Source organism: Thiobacter subterraneus, assembly GCF_055379455.1.
The window spans coordinates 176030-197107 of record NZ_AP042402.1 but is presented as its reverse complement, the minus strand read 5'-3'; the positions used below and the strand labels follow the sequence as shown (position 1 = coordinate 197107).

Here is a 21078-nt window from a genome sequence, read left to right as displayed (position 1 = left end):
GCAGGCCGGAAAACCCGGCATGGACGCTTTCACCCTCATCCCCTTCGTTCCCGGCCTGGCCCACGGCCGTCTCGTGCGCGGGCTCGGGCATGGGGCGGAGCCGTATATCGCCGTCCTGCACCAGACGGAGCTGCAGCCGGGGCTCGCGCCCACGCCCCACTTACAGGGCCTCGTGGTGGTGGACGCCGCGCCCCTCTCCCACCCCGTGTTGCGCCTGCGGGGCTGGGGACTGCCCATGGTGCTGGCCCGGGGGGACGGTCTGCCCCTGGGCGAAATCGTCTGGCTCGACGCGGCGCGCGGGGCACTTGCCACCTGCCCGCCGCCCCAGCCGCCCGCGCCGCCTCCCGCCCCGGCGGATCTGCGCACCGCCGATGGCACCCCTGTCACGCTGCTCGCCAGTGTGGGCAGCGTGGACGCGGCGCGGCTCGCCATGGCCAACGGCGCCCAGGGCATTGGCCTGTTCCGGTCGGAATACGTCCTTCCGGACACCCCGGCCGCACCAGACGAGCGCCTGTTCGAAGCGCGCCTGCGTGCCGTGTGTGAAGTGGCGGCGGGGCAGCCGGTCACCGTCCGGCTGCTGGACGTGGCCGGTGACAAGCATCCCCCCTGGCTGCCGGACCTGCCGGGCGTCAACGCCACCCTGGGCCTCCAGGGCGTGCGCCTCTATCGGCATGCGCCGGCACGCCAGGTGGTTGAGGCCGAGCTCGCGGCCATCGGCCATCTAGCGCCCGTGTTTCCCCTGCGTGTCCTGCTGCCCTATGTCACCTGCCGGGAGGAACTGGAGACCTGGAAACTGGCAGTGCGCCGCGCCACGGGACTGCCTGGGCACAGCCTGCCCGTGGGAACGATGCTGGAAACGCCGGCCGCCGCCCTGGCCGTGGACAGTCTGCTGGAGGTGGCGGACTTCGCCGCCCTGGGCTGCAACGATCTCATGCAATGCCTGTTCGCGGCCAACCGGGACGAGCCGGCGGTCGCAGACCGGCTGGATTTCCACGCGCCCGTCCTCTACCGCTTTTTGGCCGGCATCGTGCAGCGCGCCGGCGACCCCGAACGTTTGCAGGTAAACGGCCTGCTCAGTCAGTGGCCCGGCGCGATGGTCCTGCTGCTGGGGCTGGGCTTTCGCCGTTTCTCGGTGGATCCCGCCCTACTGCCCTGGCTGGCAGCGGCCATCGCGCGGGTGGACACGCGGGAAGCCAGCAGGCTGGCGCAGGCAGCCTGCCGCGCCCGCCGGTCAGCCGAAGTGCGCCATCTCCTCGGGCTATGAGGGCAGCGCGCGGCGTTCCAGCAGGGCCAGCCAGCCGCGCACGATGCGATACACGACCCAGATGCCCACGCAGAGCAGGAGCACCATGGCAAGCGGTATCAGGAAGACGGTCATCACCATCAGGCCGGCCACTGCGAGCCACAGCAGGGCGAACCAGAAGGTGCGGGCCTGCCAGTGGAAATGGGTCAGGAGCCAGGTGTCCCGTGCTTCGTCCCGTTTCACGTAATTGAGGATGATGGCGATGATGGACGGCCAGCCCGTGAGAAAGGCCGTCACCACCAGCGCCGGGGTGAGCATGCCGGTGAGGGCACTGAAGGCATGGAGGCCATACATCACGTGGGTCAACGTGACGAGGCTGTCGGGTGGCGGGCTGCCGGTCTCGTTCATGGCGGTTTGCTCGATCCAGAAACGGCAGTATAGCGTCCTGCCGGTTGCCCTTCGGGCAGGGTTTCCGTAAGCTGCGCCGCGTCATGGATCTGTTCCAGCAGCTTGCCGAACAACGCATCGAGGCCGCCATGGCGGCGGGCGAGTTCGACGCCCTGCCCGGCGCCGGCCGGCCCCTCGACCTGGACGACGATGCCCTGGTGCCGCCCGAACTGCGCATGGCCTGGCGCATCCTCAGGAATGCCGGCTATCTCCCGCCTGAAGTGGAAGCCCTGCGCGATGTCGCGCAACTGGAGCAGGCCCTGGCACACGCGGAGGAGGACCCGGAAAGACGCCGATTGAGCCTCAAGCTCAGCCTGATCCGGGCCCGGCTTGCCGCGCGGGGTATGGCGCTGCGCCTGGTACCGGGTTACGAGGACAAGCTCGCCGCCCGCCTCGGGGGTGGGCGTTGAGCTGGTTTGCCCTGGCTCTGGTGTGTGCCGCCAGCCTCGCCGCCGCCGATGCCCTCACCCAGAAATGGCTGGCCCGGCACACGGCGGCAGAACTGGTGCTGATTCGCTTCACCCTGGCGGCCGTATGGCTGTTGCCCTGGCTCGCGCTGCATCCGCCGCAGCTGCCCCCGGCGCCCTTCTGGCTGTGGGTGGGCACCGCCCTGCCCCTGGAAGTGCTGGCCATGGTGCTCTACGTCCTGGCCATCCGGCACACCCCGCTCGCCCTCACCCTCCCCTACATGGCCTTCACCCCGGTATTCGCCAGCATGGTGGGCTGGTTCCTGCTGGGAGAAAGCCTGTCGGCCCAGGGGCTCTTGGGCGTGCTGCTGGTGACCGGTGGTGCCTATGTGCTCAATCTGGATCACGCGCGCCTGAATGAGCCCCGTTCCTGGCTTGCTCCCTTCGCGGCCATGGTGCGCAACCGGGGCTCGCGCCTGATGCTGGCGGTGGCGCTCATCTACAGTGTCACCTCGGTGCAGGGCAAGGGTGCCATGCAGTACATGGCGGGCATGGAATTCGGCGCCTTCTATTTCGTGCTGCTGGGGCTGCTCACCCTGGCCGTGTTCGGCCTGCGCGAGCCTGCGTCACTGCGGGTGCTGCGCCACCCGGGGCCGGGCGCCCTGGCCGTCGCCGCGCTGATGGCGGTGATGGTGGTGACCCATTTCCTCGCCCTGGAACGCATCCAGACCGCCTACATGATCGCGGTGAAGCGGGTGAGCATCCTGTTCGGCATTCTGTTTGGTGCCCTGCTGTTCGGCGACCGCCGCCTGTCGCGGCATCTTTTCGCGGGCAGTGTGATGGTGGCGGGCGTGGCCCTGATCGTGTTGCAGCAGGGGGCAGGTCCATGAAAACCGGCACGCTCTACCTCATTCCCACACCCCTCGGCGAGACGGACCTGGACTGGATCCTGCCGCGCGAGGTGCAGCAGGTGGCAGGCCGTCTTGTCCACTTCATCGTCGAACACCCCAAGACCGCCCGCGCATTTCTCAAGCAAGTGGGCCCCGCCACGCCGCTGCAGGCCCTGCATTTAGAAGTGCTCGATGAACACACGCCGCCTGAGCGGCTGCCGGCCCTGCTTGCCCCCCTGCGCGCCGGCCACGACGTGGGGCTGCTGTCGGAGGCGGGCTGTCCTGCGGTGGCCGACCCGGGGGCGGCGCTGGTGCGCTTGGCCCATGAGGAGGGCATCCCGGTGATGCCGCTGGTGGGACCCTCCTCCCTGATGCTCGCCCTGATGGCTTCCGGCCTCGACGGCCAGCGCTTCAGCTTTCACGGCTATTTGCCGGTGCAGGCGGCCGAGCGCAGAAAGGCCCTGCTGGAACTGGAAGCCACTTCGCGCCGCAGGCGGGAAACCCAGATGTTCATCGAGACCCCCTACCGCAACACGCCGCTGCTGCGCGCCATCCTGGAAACTTGCCGCGACGACACCCTACTGTGTGTGGCCATGGCCCTCACCACACCCCAGCAGCGTATCGTCACCCGCGCCGTCGCCGCGTGGAAGGAGAAGGCGCCGGAGCTGGAAAAGCTGCCCGCGGTATTCTGCCTGCAGGCCCGTTGAGCGGGCGTATGCCATCGTTTCCCGGGCGCGGCTTCAGCCGCGAAAAGACTCAGGAGGACTCCTGAATCCGGACGATGGAATCCAGACGCAGCAGGTGTTCGCTGCCATTGGCCTCGCGCAGGCGCAGCCACTCCGCGCCCTCCCGGGTGAACACGTCGAGGGCCTGGCCGCTGAGGCTGCGGCCATCGGCCAGCAGCAGGGTCAGGGGCAGGCGGCGCAGCACGGCGAACTCCAGCCGCTCGTGGTCTGCGCAGGCGATGGGTCGGTAAGGCTCGCTCATCTGAGTGTCACGCTCCCGGCGCTGTCGAGGAGGGCCTGGGCCGCCGCGCTGCCAAACCGGCGCGCGAGCCGGTCGGCCAGGCTCTGCTGGGGCGTGAAGTCCACCACGTTTTCCGCCTTGATCACGTCCCGCGCCACGGACTGGACGCTGCCGTAGGCATCGGCCAGCCCCAGCTCGATGGCCTTGGCGCCGTGCCAGACCAGCCCGCTCCAGAGGTCCGGGGTTTCTTTGAGGCGGCTGCCCCGTCCCTGGCGCACCACCGCGATGAACTGCTGGTGGATCTCCTCGATCATGCGCTGGGCATAGGCCCTGTGTTTCGGATTCTCCGGGGAGAAGGGATCGAGAAAGGCCTTGTTCTCCCCGGCCGTGAGCAGACGCCGTTCCACCCCCAGCTTGTCCATGGTGCCGGTGAAACCGAAGCCGTTGATGAGCACACCAATGGAGCCGATGATCGAGGCCTTGTCCACGTATATGCGGTCCGCCGCCACCGCGATGTAATAGCCGCCCGAGGCACACAGGTCGTCCACCACTGCATACAGGGGAATTTGCGGATACTGGGCGCGCAGACGGCGGATTTCGTCATTGATGCGGCCAGCCTGCACCGGGCTGCCGCCGGGACTGTTGATGCGCAGCACCACGCCCTGGGTATGCTTGTCCTTGAAGGCCTTGTTGAGTCCCTCGATGATGCGGTCCGCGTTGGCCGGCGCCCCCGGCGCGATCACGCCCTCGACATCCACCAGCGCCGTGTGCCGGCGGCCGGCCGCCGGCAACTCCTCGGGCGTAAGCCAGCCCATGAAGGCGGCCAGCACCAGAAACAGGTAGAGAAAGCCCAGGGCCTTGAAAAAGATGCCCCAGCGCCGCGCGCGGCGCTGCTCCGTCACCGCCGCCAGGGCGATTTTCTCCAGGGTCTGCCGTTCCCAGTTGTCAGCTTCCGCCATGTCCGACTTCCTCCCGCACGTAAACCTGTCCATCCATTTCCACCACCTGCAGGGGTGTGAGCCCTTTGCCGTTGCAGGGGCCGCCCAGGCAGGCACCGGACTCGGGCGCATACAGGGCGCCGTGGGTCGAGCAGATCAGGTACAGGCCCGAGTCATCGAAGAATTCACCCTCCCGGAAATCCAGCTCCACCGGGACATGGGCGCACTCGTTGAGGTAGGCGCGGCACAGGCCGTCGAAGCGCACCACGAAGGCCGGTTTGAGCATGCCCCCGTAGAGGACTTCGAAGCGTACCCCGCGCCCGCCCTCCTCCAGCTCGTCGCTGGCGCAGATCAGGCGCAGGTTGCCAGCCATGTCCCCAGCTCCTGCACACTGTCCACGCAGGCCAGCGGCCCATGGGCGAGCAGATCCTCGCGCCCATGGGCGCCATAGCTCACCGCCAGCGCCGGCACACCGGCATTGGCCGCCATCTGAAGGTCGTGGCTGGTGTCGCCTATCATCAGCGTCCGTTCGGGACGCACACCCAGTTCCGTCATCAATTCCTCCAGCATCTGGGGATGGGGTTTGGAAAAACACTCGTCGGCGCAGCGCGTGGCGTGGAAATAGGGCCGAAGTCCGGTATAGCCCAGCACCCGGTCCAGTCCCTTGCGGCTCTTGCCGGTGGCCACGCCCAGCAGATAGTCCCGCGCGTGGAGTCCGCGCACCACGGCGTCGGCCCCGGCAAACAGGGGAATCTCCGCATCCCGCCCCAGGTAATGGTGGCGGTAGCGTTCCACCAGACGGGGATGCTCCGCCTCGGGCAGCGCCGGGAACAGGTGCTGCAGGGCTTCCGTGAGCCCCAGGCCGATGATATGGCGGCAGGCCGCCTCGGAAGGCGGCTCAAGCCCCAGATCCTCGGCGGCGCGCCGAATCGAGGCAACGATCACGCCTGCCGAGTCCATGAGCGTGCCGTCCCAGTCGAATACGATGAGATCGAATCGTCTTGCCATGGTCCTGCCTATTCCGAACGCTCCTGCAGGCTGGCGAGAAAGGTTTCCAGCTCCCGGGGCAGGGGCGCCTCGAACACCACGCGCTCACCGCTGACCGGATGCTCGAAGGCCAGGCTCCTGGCATGGAGAAACATGCGTTTGAGACCCTGCCTGCCGAGCTGCCGGTTGAGGGTGAAATCGCCGTATTTGTCATCCCCGGCGATGGGGTGCCCCAGATGCGCCAGGTGGACCCGGATCTGATGGGTGCGCCCGGTCTTGAGTTCCGCATCCAGCAGGCTGAAGTCCCCCAGCCGGCGCACCAGGGTGAAGATGGTGTGGGCCGGCTGGCCTTCCTCGCTCACCTGCACCCGCCGCTCGCCCGACGCCGTGACGAACTTGTGCAGGGCGAGCTTCACGTGCTGCCGGGCATGGGGCCAACGCCCCTTCACCAGGGCCAGGTAGTGCTTTTCCACCCGCCCCTCGCGCAGCATGGCGTGCAGCCGGGTGAGCGCCGGGCGCTTCTTGGCGAGCAGCAGCACGCCCGAGGTTTCCTTGTCCAGCCGATGCACCAGTTCCAGGAACCGCAGCTCCGGCCGTGCCTGGCGCAGCTGCTCGATGAGGCCGTGGGAAACCCCGCTGCCCCCGTGGACCGCGGTACCCGCCGGCTTGTCCACCACCAGCAGGGCGTCGTCCTCGTAAAGCAGCCTGCCGGCGAAGCGTCCGGCCCGCCCGGGCGCGGACGCCGTCGGCCGGGCTAGCGGCGGCAGGCGCACCCGGTCGCCCGCCGCCAGCCGGTGGGTCGCGTCCACCCGGCGGCTGTTCACCCGCACCTCGCCGCTGCGGAGGATGCGGTAAATGTGGCTTTTGGGGACCCCCTTCAGCTCCCGCAGCAGGAAATTGTCGATGCGCTGGCCGGCTGCCTGTTCCCCGATCGTCAGCCAGGTGACGGTTTCTTTGCTTAACTCTTTCATTTTCAATATACTGTCGCCTCCGGCCCTGGCTGCGGAGACGCCACAGCGGCTCCGGGCCCCGGGTCCGGCGGGTGATCCGGTCCCCGTAACGGCGTTGGCGGCGTGCTTTGAGTGAAAGCGCCCGGCACTCCCGAACCGGCGTCGCAAAAGCAGGCGGTTATCTCGCTCACCGCCGCGGCAAAAGCAGCGATAGTACTTGATTTACGCGCTCAGAGCACTTGGGATTCCGCCGACGCGCGCTGCGCGCCGGCCTGAAGCCACGGGGCCCCGCGAACGGGGCTTTACAGGCGATGTGAGCAGCCCGGGCCTGATGCCTGGCCGGCTGCCGATGCCCTGGATGCATCCCATCGCCGACGTTTCAACCAGACCAGCCTTTTCCATGCCCCTGAACGAATCCGGATTTTCCCGTCTCTCCTTCGTTTGAGCAGGAATCGCGCATCCCCGTGATGTGCGCGGTCTGGCCTTCCCGTGTCCTGAGCGCGGGAGACCAAACAAATGAAACGCATGTTGTTCAACGCCACGCAGGCCGAGGAACTGCGTGTCGCCATCGTCGACGGTCAGAAGCTCATCGACCTCGACATCGAATCCTCAGCCAAGGAACAGCGCAAGTCCAACATCTACAAGGGCGTCATCACCCGCATCGAGCCCAGTCTCGAAGCCTGCTTCGTGGACTATGGGGCGGAGCGGCATGGCTTCCTGCCCTTCAAGGAAATCGCGCGCAGCTATTTCCGTGAGGGGGCCACGGTGGGCCGGGCCAGCATCCAGGATGCGGTGAAGGAAGGCCAGGAACTCATCGTCCAGGTGGAAAAGGACGAGCGCGGCAACAAGGGCGCGGCCCTCACCACCTTCATCAGCCTGGCCGGCCGTTACCTGGTACTCATGCCCAACAACCCGCGCGGCGGCGGCGTGTCGCGCCGCATCGAGGGCGAGGACCGGGACGAGCTGCGCGAAACCATGGCCAAGCTGGACGTCCCGCCCGGCATGAGCATCATCGCCCGTACCGCCGGCATCGGCCGCACCGTGGAGGAGTTGCAGTGGGACCTCAACTACCTGCTGCAGCTGTGGCGCGCCATCGAGGCCGCCGCGGCGAGCCAGTCTGGCGCCTTCCTGATCTACCAGGAAGGCAGCCTGGTGATCCGCGCCATCCGGGATCTGTTCCAGCCGGACATCGGTGAAATCCTCATCGACACCGAGGAGATCTACGAGCAGGCGCGGCAGTTCATGAGCCACGTCATGCCCCAGAACGTCAACAAAATCAAGCTCTACCGGGATGACGTGCCCCTCTTTTCGCGGTTCCAGATCGAGCACCAGATCGAGTCGGCCTATGCGCGTTCGGTGAATCTGCCCTCCGGCGGTTCCATCGTCATCGACCATACCGAGGCCCTCACCGCCATCGACGTGAACTCCGCCCGCGCCACCAAGGGGGCGGACATCGAGGAAACCGCCTTCCGCACCAACCTGGAGGCCGCGGACGAAATCGCCCGCCAGCTGCGCCTGCGCGACCTGGGCGGGCTGATCGTCATCGACTTCATCGACATGGAAAGCCAGCGCAACCAGCGCGAGGTGGAAAAACGTCTGGCCGACGCCCTGCATCTCGACCGGGCGCGGGTGCAGATGGGCAAGATTTCCCGCTTCGGGCTGCTGGAGCTGTCCCGCCAGCGTCTGCAGCCCTCTTTGGGCGAGACCAGCCACGTGGTGTGCCCCCGCTGCAACGGCACCGGCCACATCCGGGGCGCGGAGTCCACTGCCCTGCACATCCTGCGCCTGATCCAGGAAGAGGCGATGAAGGAGCACACCGCCGCGGTCCACGCGCAGATTCCCGTGGACGTGGCCACCTTCCTGCTCAACGAGAAACGGGCGGACATCTGGAAGATCGAGGCCCGCTTCAAGGTGAGCGTGGTGCTCATCCCCAACGTCCACCTGCAGACCCCTCACTTCAAGGTCCAGCGCCTCAAGGCCGATGACGTGGCGGCCATTGACCGTCCCACCTACGAATTGGTGGAAGCGCCGGCCGAAACCGCCGAACCGGAAGCTGCTGCCGAGCCGCCCAAACCGCGCCAGGTGGCCGTGGTACGGGACATCACCCCTGCACAGCCCGCGCCGGTGGTGCCGGAAAAGACGCCGGAAAAGGAGGAAAAGAAGGAAGCCTGGCTGTCCAAGGTGGCAGGCTGGTTTGCCGGCCTGTTCGGCGGCGAGAAGAAAACCGAAACGGCAGCCGCGCCTGCGGCACGTCCGGCCGCGCGCAGCGAGCGTGGGGAGCGGGGCCGTGGGCGTGGGCGCGGCCGTGATCGCCATCGGGGCGAGCGCGGCGAGCGGCGGGAGGCGCGGGCCGAAAGCCAGACGCCCCGCAGCGAGAGCGTCCTGCCGCGGGCGGAAGCCCCGCGCGCCGAGAAACCGGAAGCCGCTGGCGCGGCTGCCCCGGCCGCGGCCCCTGCGGAAGCCCAGGAGCGCGGAGGTCGCCGGGGGCGGCGCGGCCGTGGCCGCGGCGAGCGGCGGGAGGAGACCGGCCTGACCGAGACCCGGGAAGCGAGGGCCGGCGAAGCGGCCGCGCGCGAAGGCCGGGGTGGGGCTGAAGCCCGCCCCGCGCGTCCCGCGGAGGGCAATGGGCGGCGGGAGCGCGGCCAGGCCCGCGCCCCCCGCGAGCCGGCGGCGCCCGTCATCGAGGCCATCATCGAGGATGCCGCGCTGACGCGGGCCGCGCGCGCCGCTGCCGCCGCCCAGGCCCAGTCGGAAGCCGCCCCGGCCCACCCAGAAGCCACCGGAACCGGCCCCGAAACGGCGCCCACGGCGGCGGTCCCCAGTGCGCCACCGCCCGTGCCGGTGGCCATCCAGACGGAACTGCCCTTCGCGCCGCTGGCGCCCGCGCCTGCGCCGGTGAAGGTCGAGGAGGCGGCAGCGCCCAAACCGGTGACGGTGGATCTGGAAGCGGCGGGCCTGATCCTCATCGAGACCCGTCCCGAGGCCCTGGCCGCCGTCCAGGCCCAGCAGCCGGAGCAGGCGCCCCGGCCCCGCGGCCCGCGCCCCAAGCCGGCCTGGGCCCAGCAGGCGATGCCCGTGAGCGAGGAGCCCCTGCAGCAGGTGGAAACCCGGCGCGATCTCTGATCGGTTCGCCGCGCCGACGCCGTGCCCCCGGGCACGGCGTTTTTCATCGCGGGGCAATCCCTGCCGGGCCGACAGGTTCCACCGAGGCAGGCTTTTCGGCGGCGCGCCGGGGCGAGGCTGGTCAGCCTCGGTCGGAAAAATGCCGCCGCCGGATGTGCTCGATCAGGCCGCGGCTCGCGTCCTCCACCATGTCCAGCACCCGCTCGAAACCGGCGGGACCGCCATAGTAGGGATCCGGCACTTCGCGTTCCACGAAGTTGCGCGCGTGCTCCATGAACAGGGAGAGTTTGTGGGCATGTTCCTCGGGACACTGGCGCTGCAGGCGGGTGAGGTTGTCCATGTCCATGGCCAGCACGTAGTCGAATTCCTCGAAATCCCGCCGGCTCACCTGGCGCCCGCGCAGGTGGGCCATGCGGTAACCCCGTTTGAGCCCCGCCTGCTGGGCACGGGCATCCGGCGGTTCCCCCACGTGATAGGCGTGGGTCCCTGCCGAATCCACCTCCACGTGGCGGTCCAGCCCTGCCTGCTCCAGGTGGGCGCGGAACACCGCTTCCGCGGTGGGGGAACGGCAGATGTTGCCCATGCACACGAACAGCACCTTAACCCTGGTCATGCTCCACCACTCCGAACAACTGCTGCTTGAGCAGATTCATGCGGTCCCGTAGCTGGGCGGCCTTCTCGAATTCCAGATTTTTCGCCGCTTCCAGCATTTCCTTCTCCAGGCGCTTCACCTCGCGGGTGAGTTCCTTCTCGCTCATGTGGGCATAGCCCGCGGCTTCCTGCTGGGCGAGCAGCTTTTCCTGGGCCTGCTCATAGTCGTAGACACCCTCGATGATGTCCTTGATGCGTTTGACCACCCCCTTGGGGGTGATGCCGTGGGTCTGGTTGTAGGCAATCTGCTTGGCCCGTCGCCGCTCGGTCTCGTCGATGGCGCGACGCATGGATTCGGTCACCGTGTCGGCATACAGGATGGCCTTGCCGTGGATGTGCCGCGCCGCGCGGCCGATGGTCTGGATCAGGGAGCGTTCGGAGCGCAGGAAACCCTCCTTGTCCGCATCCAGAATGGCCACCAGCGAGACCTCCGGAATATCCAGCCCCTCGCGCAGCAGGTTGATGCCCACCAGCACGTCGAACTCCCCCAGCCGCAGGTCGCGAATGATTTCCACCCGTTCCACGGTGTCGATGTCCGAGTGCAGGTAGCGCACCCGCACGCCGTGGTCCAGCAGGTAATCCGTGAGGTCCTCTGCCATGCGCTTGGTGAGGGTGGTCACCAGGACCCGTTCGTTGGCCGCCGCGCGCGCCCTGACTTCCGCCAGCAGGTCGTCCACCTGGGTGGAAGCGGGCCGTACTTCCACCTCCGGATCCACCAGGCCAGTGGGGCGCACCACCTGTTCCACCACCTGGGCCGCATGGCGCGCCTCGTAATCGCCCGGCGTGGCGGACACGAAGATGGTCTGGGGCATGAGCTTCTCGAATTCGTCGAAACGCAGCGGCCGGTTGTCCAGGGCCGAGGGCAGGCGGAAGCCGTATTCCACCAGGTTTTCCTTGCGCGCCCGGTCGCCCCGGTACATGCCGCCGATCTGGGGGATGGTGACGTGGGACTCGTCGATGAACATGATGGCATCCCGCGGCAGGTAATCGATCAGGGTGGGCGGCGGCTCCCCCGGCTGACGTCCCGAGAGATGCCGGGAATAGTTCTCGATGCCTTTGCAGAACCCCAGCTCGTTGAGCATTTCCAGATCGAAGCGGGTGCGCTCGCCGATGCGCTGGGCCTCCACCAACTTGCCCTGGCTCTGGAACCACTCGATGCGCTCCCGCAGCTCCTCCTTGATGGCTTCGATGGCGCGCAACGTGGTGGCACGAGGGGTGACGTAATGACTGGAGGGATAGACCGTGAAGCGCGGCACCTTCTGCACCATGTGCCCGGTGAGGGGATCGAACAGGGAGATGCTTTCGATCTCGTCATCGAACAGGGACAGGCGTACCGCCAGCTCGGCGTGCTCGGCGGGGAAGATGTCGATCACGTCGCCCCGCACGCGGTACACGCCACGCCGGAACTCCGTCTCGTTGCGTTCGTACTGCATCTCCGCCAGGCGCCGGATGGCGTCGCGCTGGGTGAGTTTCTCGCCCTGGCGCAGGTGCAGGATCATCGAGTGATAGTCCACCGGGTCGCCGATGCCGTAGATCGCCGAGACCGTCGCCACGATCACCGCATCGCGCCGCTCCATCAGGGCCTTGGTGGCGGACAGGCGCATCTGTTCGATGTGCTCGTTGATGGAGGAATCCTTTTCGATGAACAGGTCCCGCGCGGGGACGTAGGCCTCGGGCTGGTAGTAGTCGTAATAGGAGACGAAATACTCCACCGCGTTGTGGGGAAAAAATTCCCGGAACTCGGAATAGAGCTGGGCGGCCAGCGTCTTGTTGGGCGCCATGACGATGGCCGGCCGCCCCAGGCGGGCGATCACGTTGGCCATCGTGTAGGTCTTGCCGGAGCCCGTCACGCCCAGCAGGGTCTGGAAGGCCAGCCCGTCCCGGATGCCTTCCACCAGCTGCTCGATGGCCGTGGGCTGGTCCCCCGCCGGCGGGAAGGGCTGGTGGAGCTGGTAGGGGCTATTGGGGAAGGTGACGATCAAGGGTAGAATTGCGCAATTTGCAAAACAGTGGATTCTAGCACGCGGCCGATTTGCCCCCGGTGCCGGGGGTGCCGCCCGATTCGGACCCGACCATCCCCCTAGCGCCCGGTGGAACCCCAAGTGCAACTCTCGAGACGTGTACAGGCCATCAAGCCCTCCCCCACCCTTGCCGTGACCGCGCTTGCGGCCAGTCTCAAGGCCCAGGGCAAGGACATCATCGGTCTCGGGGCGGGCGAACCCGATTTCGACACGCCGGATCACATCAAGGCCGCGGCCATCGAGGCCATCCACAAGGGGTTCACCAAGTACACCGCGGTGGACGGCACGCCCTCGCTCAAGCAGGCCATCATCGCCAAATTCCGGCGCGACAACGGCCTGGAATACACGCCGCGCCAGATCCTGGTCTCATGTGGGGGCAAACAGAGCTTTTACAACCTGGTGCAGGCCGTCGTCGATCCGGGCGACGAGGTGGTCATTCCCGCGCCCTACTGGGTGTCCTATCCGGACATCGTGCTGCTCGCCGATGGCACGCCGGTGTTTGTCCCGGCGGGCATCGAACAGGGCTTCAAGATCACGCCCGCGCAGCTGGAGGCCGCCCTGACCCCGCGCACCCGGCTGGTGGTCATCAACAGCCCCAGCAACCCCAGCGGCGCCGTCTACACCCTGGAGGAACTGCGGGCGCTGGGCGAGGTGCTCAAGGCCCACCCCGGTGTGCTCATTGCCACGGACGACATGTACGAGCACATCCGTCTCACGGACGCGCCCTTCGTGAACATCCTCAACGCCTGCCCGGAACTCTACGACCGCACCCTGGTGCTCAACGGCGTGTCCAAGGCCTATGCGATGACAGGCTGGCGCATCGGCTACGCGGCGGGGCCCGAGTCCATCATCACGGCCATGACCAACGTGCAATCCCAGAGCACGTCCAACCCCACCTCCATTTCCCAGGTGGCGGCGGAAGCGGCGCTGAACGGTGATCAGGCCTGTATCGCACCCATGGTCGCCGCCTTCCGCAGCCGTCACACCTTCGTGGTGGACGCGCTCAACCGCATTCCCGGCGTGCACTGCCTGCCGGCGGGCGGTGCCTTCTATGCCTTCCCGGACGTGCGCGAGGCCATCCGGTCCCTGCACGCCAGGGGCGGCATTGCCGAGGCGAGCGACATTGCCTTCAGCAACTATCTCCTGGAAAAGGCCGGGGTGGCGGTGGTACCGGGCTCGGCCTTCGGCCTGGAGGGTTACATCCGCCTCTCCTTCGCCACCTCCCTGGAAAACCTGCAACGGGCCCTGGCACGCATGCAGCAGGCGCTGGCCTGAGGGTCGCGCCCGAACCGGCCGCCGCCAGAGGTTTTCGCGGCGTCTTACCTGAACAGTTTTTCCAGCGCGGTGCCCGCCCTGGCCCCCACCGTGGTGCCCAGGCCCGGTCCCATCAGTCCCGTCCCCACTGCCGCGCCCGCCAGGGCCGCGCGATTGGGGAACAGCACCGGATCGCGCAGGGTGCCGGCCAGTTCCAGGGGCACGCTCACCAGACTGGCCGTGCCCTTCATTTCCACATTCACCCGGCCCGACAGACTGCGGTTGGCGGCGATGTCCACATCGCCGTCGGCCTGAAGCAGGCCGGAGGCCACCCGCACGTCCCGCAGCTGGACGGCCCTGCCCACCAGATGCACCGTGCCTGACAGTTCGTTGAAACTCGTCTGCCCGCCCCGGGTGCCTGCGCGCGCCAGGGAACGCACCGCCCCGGCCAGATCGAAGTTGTAAAGCACGCCCTTTTTCACCTCGAAGCGGAACGTGGCACGCAGACTGTCGGCCAGGCGCGCCGGCTCCTTCGCCGCCAGCTGGAAGCGTCCTCCCCCATAGAGCAGGCCGCTCACCGCGGCAGACTGGGTCAGCAGGCGCACGATGGGCTCGATCTCCACACCCGCCGCGCGCGCCTCGCCCTCGATGCGGATGCCCTCTTTCCAGCCGATGCTGCCCGCCGCATGCAGCTCACCGCCATAGAGCCGGCCCTCCAGTTCCGGCAGGATCAGGCGTGCAGCATCCAGCGTGCCCCGGCCCCGCAGTTCGTCGAAACGCAGGGCCGGTTTCACGGGCAGCGTCCAGTTGCGTGCCTCCAGCGCCAAGGCATATTGCTCCCCTTGCGGCGCCAGGTTCACCTGCAGGCTGCCGTCCTGCGTGCCCAGTTCGACCTTTTGCAGGCCCTCAAGGTCGAGCCAGACATCCCCCCGCAAGGGGCCCCACTGGAAATCACCGAAGGCCAGTCGTACGTCGCGCAGCCGGACTTCACGCACCGCCACCGTCCTGGGCCCCGCCGGTTTCTGCGACCAGTGCGCCAGCCGTTGCACCAGGGGTGCGTCCACGGTCACGCCCTCGATTTCCACGCGCCGCAGGATCTTCACTGGGGCAGTCAGGGTCCACACATCCGGATGCACATGCACCGCACCGATTCTCACCTCTTCCTGCGGCCCGATGCGAAGGTCCTGCAGCGCCACCACCGGCGCCGGCAGCAGGCGGAAACCCAGACTGCCGATGACCACCGGCTCACCCAGCCTGTCCGCGGCGAGCTTCTGCAGCGTCGGGATGTAGCTTCTGACCGGAATCAGGAAAGGCAGCACCAGGGCAAGCGCCACCAGCAGAAGGATGATCAGGCCCAGCGTTTTGATGGGTTTCATGCCGACGTCCTGGCGGCAGGCGTTGCAAGCGCCGCCGCGTGTTGACCGAAATGGGGCGAGTGGCTATTATACGCGGCTTGTTGCGCGGCCCCGCCGCGTGTTCTCTACCTTCCGGCGTAGCTCAGCGGTAGAGCAGCGGACTGTTAATCCGTTGGTCGTTGGTTCGATCCCAACCGCCGGAGCCACCTACCCTCTCTCCCGGCCATCCGCCCTATGCCGCAACCTCCCGCGGCGGTCCATCACGCGGCACTCCCCTGTTCAATCGAGCGTCCTGCGATAGCGCTTGAGCCCGAGCAAAATCACCGCCAGCATGAAGGCTGCGAGGGGCCACAGATGCGGCACGACGTCCGCGGCGCCATTGCCCTTGAGCAGGATGCCGCGCACGATGCGCAGGAAGTGCGTCAGCGGCAGGATCTCGCCCAGGTGCTGCGCCCAATGGGGCATGCCGCGGAAGGGAAACATGAAGCCTGACAGCAGCATGGAGGGCAGGAAGAAGAAAAACGTCATCTGCATGGCCTGCATCTGATTTCTGGCAATTGTGGAAAACAGCATGCCCACCGAGAGATTGGCAAGCATGAACACCAGCGCGCAGGCGAGCAGCAGGGCAACACTGCCCTGGACCGGCACGCCGAACAGAAAGTGGGCCACCACGAGGATGAGCGTGATCTGGATGTAACCCACCAGGATGTAGGGCACGATCTTGCCGATCATCACTTCCAGGGGACTCACCGGCGTGGCAAGCAGCGCTTCCATGGTGCCCCGTTCCCGCTCCCGGGTCATGGCCAGGGCTGTCATCATGATCATGGTCATGGTGAGAATGACGCCCATCAACCCGGGCACGATGTTGTACTGGGTGATGCCCTCGGGGTTGTAGCGGCGATGGATGCGCACGTCGAAGGGTGCCGGGCCGCCCTGCAACCGGCCCAGCACCCCGGTGAGATCCCGTGCCAGCACCGTCTGCCCGACCGTGACCAGGGCGGCGATGGCATTGCTGGTGGCGGCGGGGTCGCTGGCATCGGCCTCCACCAGCAGGGCCGGGCGTTCGCCACGCACCAGACGCTGCGCAAACCGTTCGGGAATGTGTACCACGAACTGCACCACGCCCTGCGCCAGCAGACGGTCCGCTTCCGCTTCACTGGCCACCACCCGCACCGGTTCGAAATAGCCGCTGTTGGCGAGCGCCGCCAGGATGCTGCGTGAGAATTCGCTGTGGTCCGCGATGACCAGGGCCGTGGGCAGATGCTTGGGATCGGTATTGATGGCGAAGCCGAACAGCACCAGCTGGATCAGGGGAATGCCCACCATCATGGCGAAGGTCAGCCGGTCGCGGCGCATCTGGATGAATTCCTTGAGCACCACCGCCAGGAACCGGGACCAGGAGAAGGTCGCGTTCATGGCGCCTCCTCCAGGCTGGCCGAAAGCTTGACGAAGACGTCTTCCAGCCCCGGCGTGGTCTGGGTCCAGCGCAGGCCCGGCCGCTCGCGCAGGGGTGCAAGGCTGGCGGCGAGCAGGGCCCCGTCGGAGCCGCTCACGTGCAGGGCCGTGCCGAACGGCACCACCTGCTCCACGCCGGGCAGCTGCTTGAGTTCCTGCACCAGGGCCGCCAGATTCGGGCCTTCCACCATCCAGGTGGTCAGACCCGCGCCAGCCACCACCTCGTCCGGCGTGCCGGCCACCAGGACGCGGCCCCAGGAAAGATAGGCGATGCGGTGGCAGCGTTCCGCCTCGTCCATGTAGTGGGTGGACACCAGCACCGTGACGCCACCGGCCGCCAGGGCATGGATCCGATCCCAGAAATCACGGCGCGCCCTGGGATCCACACCCGCCGTGGGTTCGTCCAGAAGCAGCAGGCGCGGGCGGTGCAGGGTGCACGCAGCCAGCGCGAGCCGCTGCTTCCAGCCGCCCGAGAGCTGACCGGCAAGCTGGTTCCGGCGATGGGTGAGCCCCAGCTCGGCGATGGCGCGCTCCACCGCCGCGCGCCGGTCCGGCATGTCATAGACGCGAGCGACGAAGTCCAGGTTCTCGCGGATGGAGAGGTCTTCGTAGAGGGAGAAGCGCTGGGTCATGTAGCCCACTTCGCGCTTGATTTTCTGCGCCTCCCGGATGACGTCGTAACCGAGACAGGTGCCGCTGCCCGCATCCGGTGTGAGCAGGCCGCACAGCATGCGGATGGACGTGGTCTTGCCGCTGCCGTTGGGCCCGAGGAAACCAAAGATTTCGCCGGTGCGCACGGCGAGACTCAGGTCGCACACGACGGGCTTGCCGCCGAAGCGCTTGCACAGACCCTGCACGTCGATGGCCAGGGAGGTATGCGTCACGCGCCCTGATTCCCCCGATGACTCACCCTGTCCCCTGCCCTCACTGCAGCACCACGTCCACCGGCTGGCCGGGATGGAGTTTCTCCGCGTCTGCGGGCTCCGGCCGGGCTTCCATCAGAAACACCAGCTTGCTGCGGTTTTCCTTGCTGTAGATCACGGGCGGGGTGTATTCGGCCTGGGACGAGATATAGCTCACGTAGCCCGGGAAGGGTTTGCCGCAACCGTCGCACTGGAGGCTCACACGCTGCCCGAGTCTCAGGCTGCCGACCACCGGTTCCGGAACGAAGAACCGCACTTTCAGATTGGCCGGTGGCAGCAGCGACACGACCGGACTGCCTGCATTGACCCACTCGCCCGCCACGTAATAGGTGTCGTGCACACGCCCGGCCACCGGCGCGCGCACCGATTTCTGGTTCAGGCGCCACTGGGCCTGGTCCAATGCGGCGCGCGCCGCCGCCACTTCCGCCTCGGCGGCGCGAACCTCGTCGCTGCGTGCGCCCTGGCGCGCAAGCCGCAGCTGGGCATCGATTTCCGCGAGCCTGGCCCGGTCGCCATCGCGCGCGGTGCGCAGCTGGTCCACGCGGTCGGGCGAAACGAACCCCAGGCCGGCGAGTTTTTCCTCGCGCGCAAGGCGCGCCTCGGACAGGCGCAGGGCCGCCTGCACCTGGGCGCGCTGGGCGGCAAGGGCATCCACCTCCTCCGGACGCCGCCCCTTGCGCAGGTTGGCGAGGCGCGCCTCGGCAGCGGCGAGCCGCTGTTCCGCCTCCAGGCGCGCGGCCTTTTCGTTTTCCTGCTCCAGTTGGAACAGGGGATCGCCCACCGCGACGCTGCCACCCCGGGCGACGGCCAGCAGCTTGAGCTCACCCGAGAATGGGGCCGCCACCCGCACGAACTCGCCTTCCGCGTAGCCCTGATAGACGGACGGTCCTGCGCGACCGCAGGCGGTCAGGACCAGCAGACAAAGCACGAGCGCAACACGCATGGCGGGCCCCTTCGGAAAGGGTCCGATTATAGCCCCCTCACAGATTCTGCCGGATGGCGAGCACGGCCTGGTTGCGCAGGGCCTTCAGAGTGCCCAGCAGTTGCTCGGGAATCACGATGTCCCCGGCTTTGGCCTTGTCGGCATAGATCAGCCCCACCGGCTTGCCTTTGACCACCACGGGGAAGATCACGAAGGTCCTGGCCGGCACCGCCTGCCGGTACCACTCCGGGATGCGCGCCGCGATCTTCGGATCGTCGATGTCGGTGATAAGGATGTCCACGTTCTTTTCCAGCGCCACGTGGAAGACGTCCGCCGCGGAAGCCAGGGGAAAGCGGAAACGCACCGCCAGTTCGGCAATGCCTTCGCCGAAGCCGAACTTGCCCTGCATCACATTGTGTTTGACATCGCGCATGCAGAACAGCACGTGGTGAAATCCCATGGCGCTGTACATGGTCTCCAGGATCATGCGCAGGATGTCGTTGAGCCTGAGATCGTCGTTCACCAGGGAATTGCTGATTTCCTGCAGCCCCGCCACGAGCGCCGCCTGGGACGCCGCCGCACTGGGCCCCTCCGCCCCGACATGCTCCGGATGCACCTCCGCGGGTCCCGGCGCAGCGAGCAGCGTGTCCGCCAGGCCGTTTGTGCCGGTTGCGCGGCTCGCCGGCTCGGGTGCGGCCGCATGGCCCAGCCATTTGTCGGCACGGCGTGCGAAGGCGGTCTGGCCGAAATTGGCATTCACGGCCGTGGAGAATTCCCTGACCTCCTTGAGGGCGCGGGTCACCACCTCGGCCAGGTGCCGGGCATTGAGGGCGAGACTGTCCCCGAAGCGCTCGGACAGCCGTTCGATCTCGGCGCCGCGCCGCGCAGGCTCGCCGTCTGCGATCACCTCCGCCAGTTCATTGGAAAAACCGGCCAGGATACGCAGCCGTTCGATGGGTGTGTGGGCCTTGCGCACCCTTCCCGCCGGCAGCCGGCGCATCGACTGGGTAATGGATTCCGGCAGCCCCCAGCTTTTGGCAATGCCCATGCCCAGTTCCTCGAAGGACAGGCCCAGCACCTGGCTCGCCGCCGTGTCCTCGTCCACGCCGCGCGTTTCCACCTGGCGGCGGATTTCCTCGCTTTCCTCGGGAAAGTAGAACAGGCACAGCAGGCGCCCCAGGTTGTGGAACATGGCGCAGATGAAGGCTTCCTCGCCGTCCTTGACCCCAGCCCTGCCGGCCATCTCCCGGGCCAGCATCCCCGAGAACAGCACGCGAATGAACTCCTCCTTGAGCTGGGCGGCCTGGGCCTTGTTCTGCAGGTTCTCGAACAGCACCAGACTGATGGCCAGATTGCGCACGGCATTGAAGCCGAGAATCACCACGGCCCGGGAGACGGTGCTGATGTTGCCGCCTCCGTACTGCACGAAGGACACCGAGTTCACCACCTTGAGCAGCTTGTTGGTGAGACCGAAATCCTTGAGGATGGCGTTGGAGAGCTGGGACACGCTGTCCTGCTCGGAGCCGGCGATGCGGTTGATGGTGGAAATCGCCTCCGACAGGGCGGGAAAGTCGCTTTTCAGGCGCATGCGCCGCAGCAGGAATTCCAGGGTGCTTTGTTTCGCGCCCGCGGCCTCGGCCGCCGGCCGGGGTACAAGCCAGCTCTCCAGCGCCTCGCGCATGGCGGCGGCCCCGCTCCAGCGTGTCTCGGGATCGCGCGCGATGGCCTTGAGCACGATGTCGTCGAGGCGTTCGTCCACTGCGGGATTCTCCGCCGAGGGCGGTGGCAGGCGGACACCGACCACCTTCTCCAACAGCTCCTGCACGCTGCCGCCCTGAATCGCGGGACGTCCGGTGAGCATCTCGTAGAGCACCAGCCCCGCCCCATAGACATCGGAACGGGGGCCGTGAACGCCCCCCCCCACGTACTCGGGTGCCATATAGGCCGGAGTCCCCATGAGGCCACCCTCGGGCGCCCCCTCCCCGGCAATCCGGGTGGCGATCCCGAAGTCCATCACCCGCGCGACACCCTGTTCGTCGAGCAGGATGTTGGAGGGTTTGAGATCCCGATGCACGATGCCCTGCGCGTGGGCGCAGGCGATGGCGTCCAGCACCTGCACGGCGATCTCCACCGCGCGCGGCGGCGAAAGGGGCCCCGACTCGCGCAGCACTTCGGCCAGCGTGCGCCCCTGCACGTACTCGAACACCAGATAGGGCTGACCCTGATGTTCGCCGGCATCGTAAAGGGCAATGATATTGGGATGGCTGAGCCGGCCCACGGTGCGCGCCTCGCGCAGCAGGTCCTGCATGCGCGCAGCCCGGTCTTCCACCTCGGCGAACAGCAGCGTCTTGATCGCCACCTGCCGGTCGAGATGGGGATCGTGGGCGAGATAGACCTCGCTCTGGTTGCCCCGCCCCAGCAGGCGCAGGATACGGAAGCGGCCGATGCCGGGCATGGCGCCGGCGGAGGTGGCGGAGAGGGTCGTCATGAACGTCCGGGACGATGGCTTCGGTTCACCGCCCTCTATCGGCCGCCCGCCCCAAAAC

19 protein-coding genes and 1 tRNA gene are annotated in these 21078 nt (G+C 67.5%); 7 read left to right on the top strand and 13 right to left on the bottom strand.

The genetic code is table 11. The annotated features are described in order from the left end of the window. The first annotated feature begins 19 nt into the window (after positions 1-19). Complete coding sequence (locus tag ACZ42P_RS01100; protein WP_464898267.1) at positions 20-1264, top strand: putative PEP-binding protein; 1245 nt, start codon at positions 20-22, stop codon at positions 1262-1264. Here the strand turns inward: ACZ42P_RS01100 and ACZ42P_RS01095 are convergent. Then, on the bottom strand, positions 1259-1651 hold the full coding sequence (locus ACZ42P_RS01095; RefSeq protein WP_464898266.1) for a DUF4870 family protein: 393 nt from the start codon (positions 1649-1651) through the stop codon (positions 1259-1261). The genes ACZ42P_RS01100 and ACZ42P_RS01095 overlap by 6 nt on opposite strands. 83 nt (positions 1652-1734) lie before the next feature. Here ACZ42P_RS01095 and ACZ42P_RS01090 point away from each other — a divergent pair, with 83 nt between their 5' ends. From ACZ42P_RS01090 to ACZ42P_RS01080, 3 genes are read left to right on the top strand one after another with little or no spacing between them, the layout of a single operon-like run. Beyond that, on the top strand, positions 1735-2100 hold the full coding sequence (locus ACZ42P_RS01090) for a DnaJ family domain-containing protein (RefSeq protein ID WP_464898265.1): 366 nt from the start codon (positions 1735-1737) through the stop codon (positions 2098-2100). Continuing rightward, entirely contained in the window at positions 2097-2987 is an 891-nt protein-coding gene (locus ACZ42P_RS01085; protein ID WP_464898264.1) for a DMT family transporter, read from the top strand. Before ACZ42P_RS01090 ends, ACZ42P_RS01085 begins: the two co-directional genes overlap by 4 nt. Further along, the gene (locus ACZ42P_RS01080; protein ID WP_464898263.1) at positions 2984-3694 is read left to right on the top strand and encodes an SAM-dependent methyltransferase; all 711 of its coding nucleotides are present in this window, start codon (positions 2984-2986) and stop codon (positions 3692-3694) included. The genes ACZ42P_RS01085 and ACZ42P_RS01080 overlap by 4 nt, the downstream gene beginning before the upstream one ends. Positions 3695-3743: 49 nt before the next feature. Here ACZ42P_RS01080 and ACZ42P_RS01075 read toward each other — a convergent pair whose 3' ends face one another. Genes ACZ42P_RS01075 through ACZ42P_RS01055 form a run of 5 tightly spaced genes read right to left on the bottom strand, consistent with a single transcriptional unit; the run spans position 3744 to position 6849 of the window. Further along, positions 3744-3974 carry a Rho-binding antiterminator gene (locus tag ACZ42P_RS01075; RefSeq protein ID WP_464898262.1) on the bottom strand — a complete coding sequence of 77 codons (231 nt, stop codon included), beginning with the start codon at positions 3972-3974 and terminating at the stop codon, positions 3744-3746. Beyond that, positions 3971-4912: a S49 family peptidase gene (locus tag ACZ42P_RS01070; protein ID WP_464898261.1), complete on the bottom strand. Its 942-nt coding sequence runs from the start codon at positions 4910-4912 to the stop codon at positions 3971-3973. Before ACZ42P_RS01070 ends, ACZ42P_RS01075 begins: the two co-directional genes overlap by 4 nt. Continuing rightward, a complete protein-coding gene (locus ACZ42P_RS01065; RefSeq protein WP_464898260.1) occupies positions 4899-5264 on the bottom strand; it encodes a Rieske (2Fe-2S) protein in 366 nt (121 codons plus the stop codon). Before ACZ42P_RS01065 ends, ACZ42P_RS01070 begins: the two co-directional genes overlap by 14 nt. Beyond that, positions 5243-5899 carry an HAD-IA family hydrolase gene (locus ACZ42P_RS01060; RefSeq protein WP_464898259.1) on the bottom strand — a complete coding sequence of 219 codons (657 nt, stop codon included), beginning with the start codon at positions 5897-5899 and terminating at the stop codon, positions 5243-5245. The genes ACZ42P_RS01065 and ACZ42P_RS01060 overlap by 22 nt, the downstream gene beginning before the upstream one ends. Before the next feature lie 8 nt (positions 5900-5907). Further along, the gene (locus tag ACZ42P_RS01055; protein ID WP_464898258.1) at positions 5908-6849 is read right to left on the bottom strand and encodes an RluA family pseudouridine synthase; all 942 of its coding nucleotides are present in this window, start codon (positions 6847-6849) and stop codon (positions 5908-5910) included. Positions 6850-7344: 495 nt separating this feature from the next. On the opposite strand from ACZ42P_RS01055, the gene ACZ42P_RS01050 reads away from it, so the two are divergent. Beyond that, the gene (locus ACZ42P_RS01050; RefSeq protein ID WP_464898257.1) at positions 7345-9951 is read left to right on the top strand and encodes an Rne/Rng family ribonuclease; all 2607 of its coding nucleotides are present in this window, start codon (positions 7345-7347) and stop codon (positions 9949-9951) included. A gap of 121 nt (positions 9952-10072) precedes the next feature. Here ACZ42P_RS01050 and ACZ42P_RS01045 read toward each other — a convergent pair whose 3' ends face one another. Together ACZ42P_RS01045 and uvrB are read right to left on the bottom strand one after the other, a co-directional pair. Continuing rightward, complete coding sequence (locus tag ACZ42P_RS01045) at positions 10073-10564, bottom strand: low molecular weight protein-tyrosine-phosphatase (RefSeq protein WP_464898256.1); 492 nt, start codon at positions 10562-10564, stop codon at positions 10073-10075. Further along, entirely contained in the window at positions 10551-12584 is a 2034-nt protein-coding gene (gene uvrB / locus ACZ42P_RS01040) for an excinuclease ABC subunit UvrB (protein WP_464898255.1), read from the bottom strand. Before uvrB ends, ACZ42P_RS01045 begins: the two co-directional genes overlap by 14 nt. Positions 12585-12704: 120 nt before the next feature. On the opposite strand from uvrB, the gene ACZ42P_RS01035 reads away from it, so the two are divergent. After that, positions 12705-13898, top strand: coding sequence for a pyridoxal phosphate-dependent aminotransferase (locus ACZ42P_RS01035; RefSeq protein ID WP_464898254.1), 1194 nt, complete (start codon positions 12705-12707; stop codon positions 13896-13898). Between the two features lie 44 nt (positions 13899-13942). Here the strand turns inward: ACZ42P_RS01035 and ACZ42P_RS01030 are convergent, their stop codons facing one another. Further along, on the bottom strand, positions 13943-15253 hold the full coding sequence (locus ACZ42P_RS01030) for a hypothetical protein (protein ID WP_464898253.1): 1311 nt from the start codon (positions 15251-15253) through the stop codon (positions 13943-13945). Positions 15254-15363: 110 nt separating this feature from the next. On the opposite strand from ACZ42P_RS01030, the gene ACZ42P_RS01025 reads away from it, so the two are divergent. Further along, positions 15364-15438 (top strand) — tRNA-Asn (locus ACZ42P_RS01025). A 73-nt stretch (positions 15439-15511) separates the two neighbouring features. Here ACZ42P_RS01025 and ACZ42P_RS01020 read toward each other — a convergent pair. The 4 genes from ACZ42P_RS01020 to ACZ42P_RS01005 are packed head-to-tail and all read right to left on the bottom strand — an operon-like array spanning position 15512 to position 21020. Next, positions 15512-16648, bottom strand: coding sequence for an ABC transporter permease (locus ACZ42P_RS01020; RefSeq protein ID WP_464898252.1), 1137 nt, complete (start codon positions 16646-16648; stop codon positions 15512-15514). Continuing rightward, entirely contained in the window at positions 16645-17571 is a 927-nt protein-coding gene (locus ACZ42P_RS01015) for an ABC transporter ATP-binding protein (RefSeq protein ID WP_464898251.1), read from the bottom strand. Before ACZ42P_RS01015 ends, ACZ42P_RS01020 begins: the two co-directional genes overlap by 4 nt. Positions 17572-17611: 40 nt before the next feature. Then, on the bottom strand, positions 17612-18553 hold the full coding sequence (locus ACZ42P_RS01010; protein ID WP_464898250.1) for an HlyD family secretion protein: 942 nt from the start codon (positions 18551-18553) through the stop codon (positions 17612-17614). A 37-nt stretch (positions 18554-18590) separates the two neighbouring features. Then, positions 18591-21020 carry a protein kinase domain-containing protein gene (locus ACZ42P_RS01005; protein WP_464898249.1) on the bottom strand — a complete coding sequence of 810 codons (2430 nt, stop codon included), beginning with the start codon at positions 21018-21020 and terminating at the stop codon, positions 18591-18593. Positions 21021-21078 lie beyond the last annotated feature (58 nt).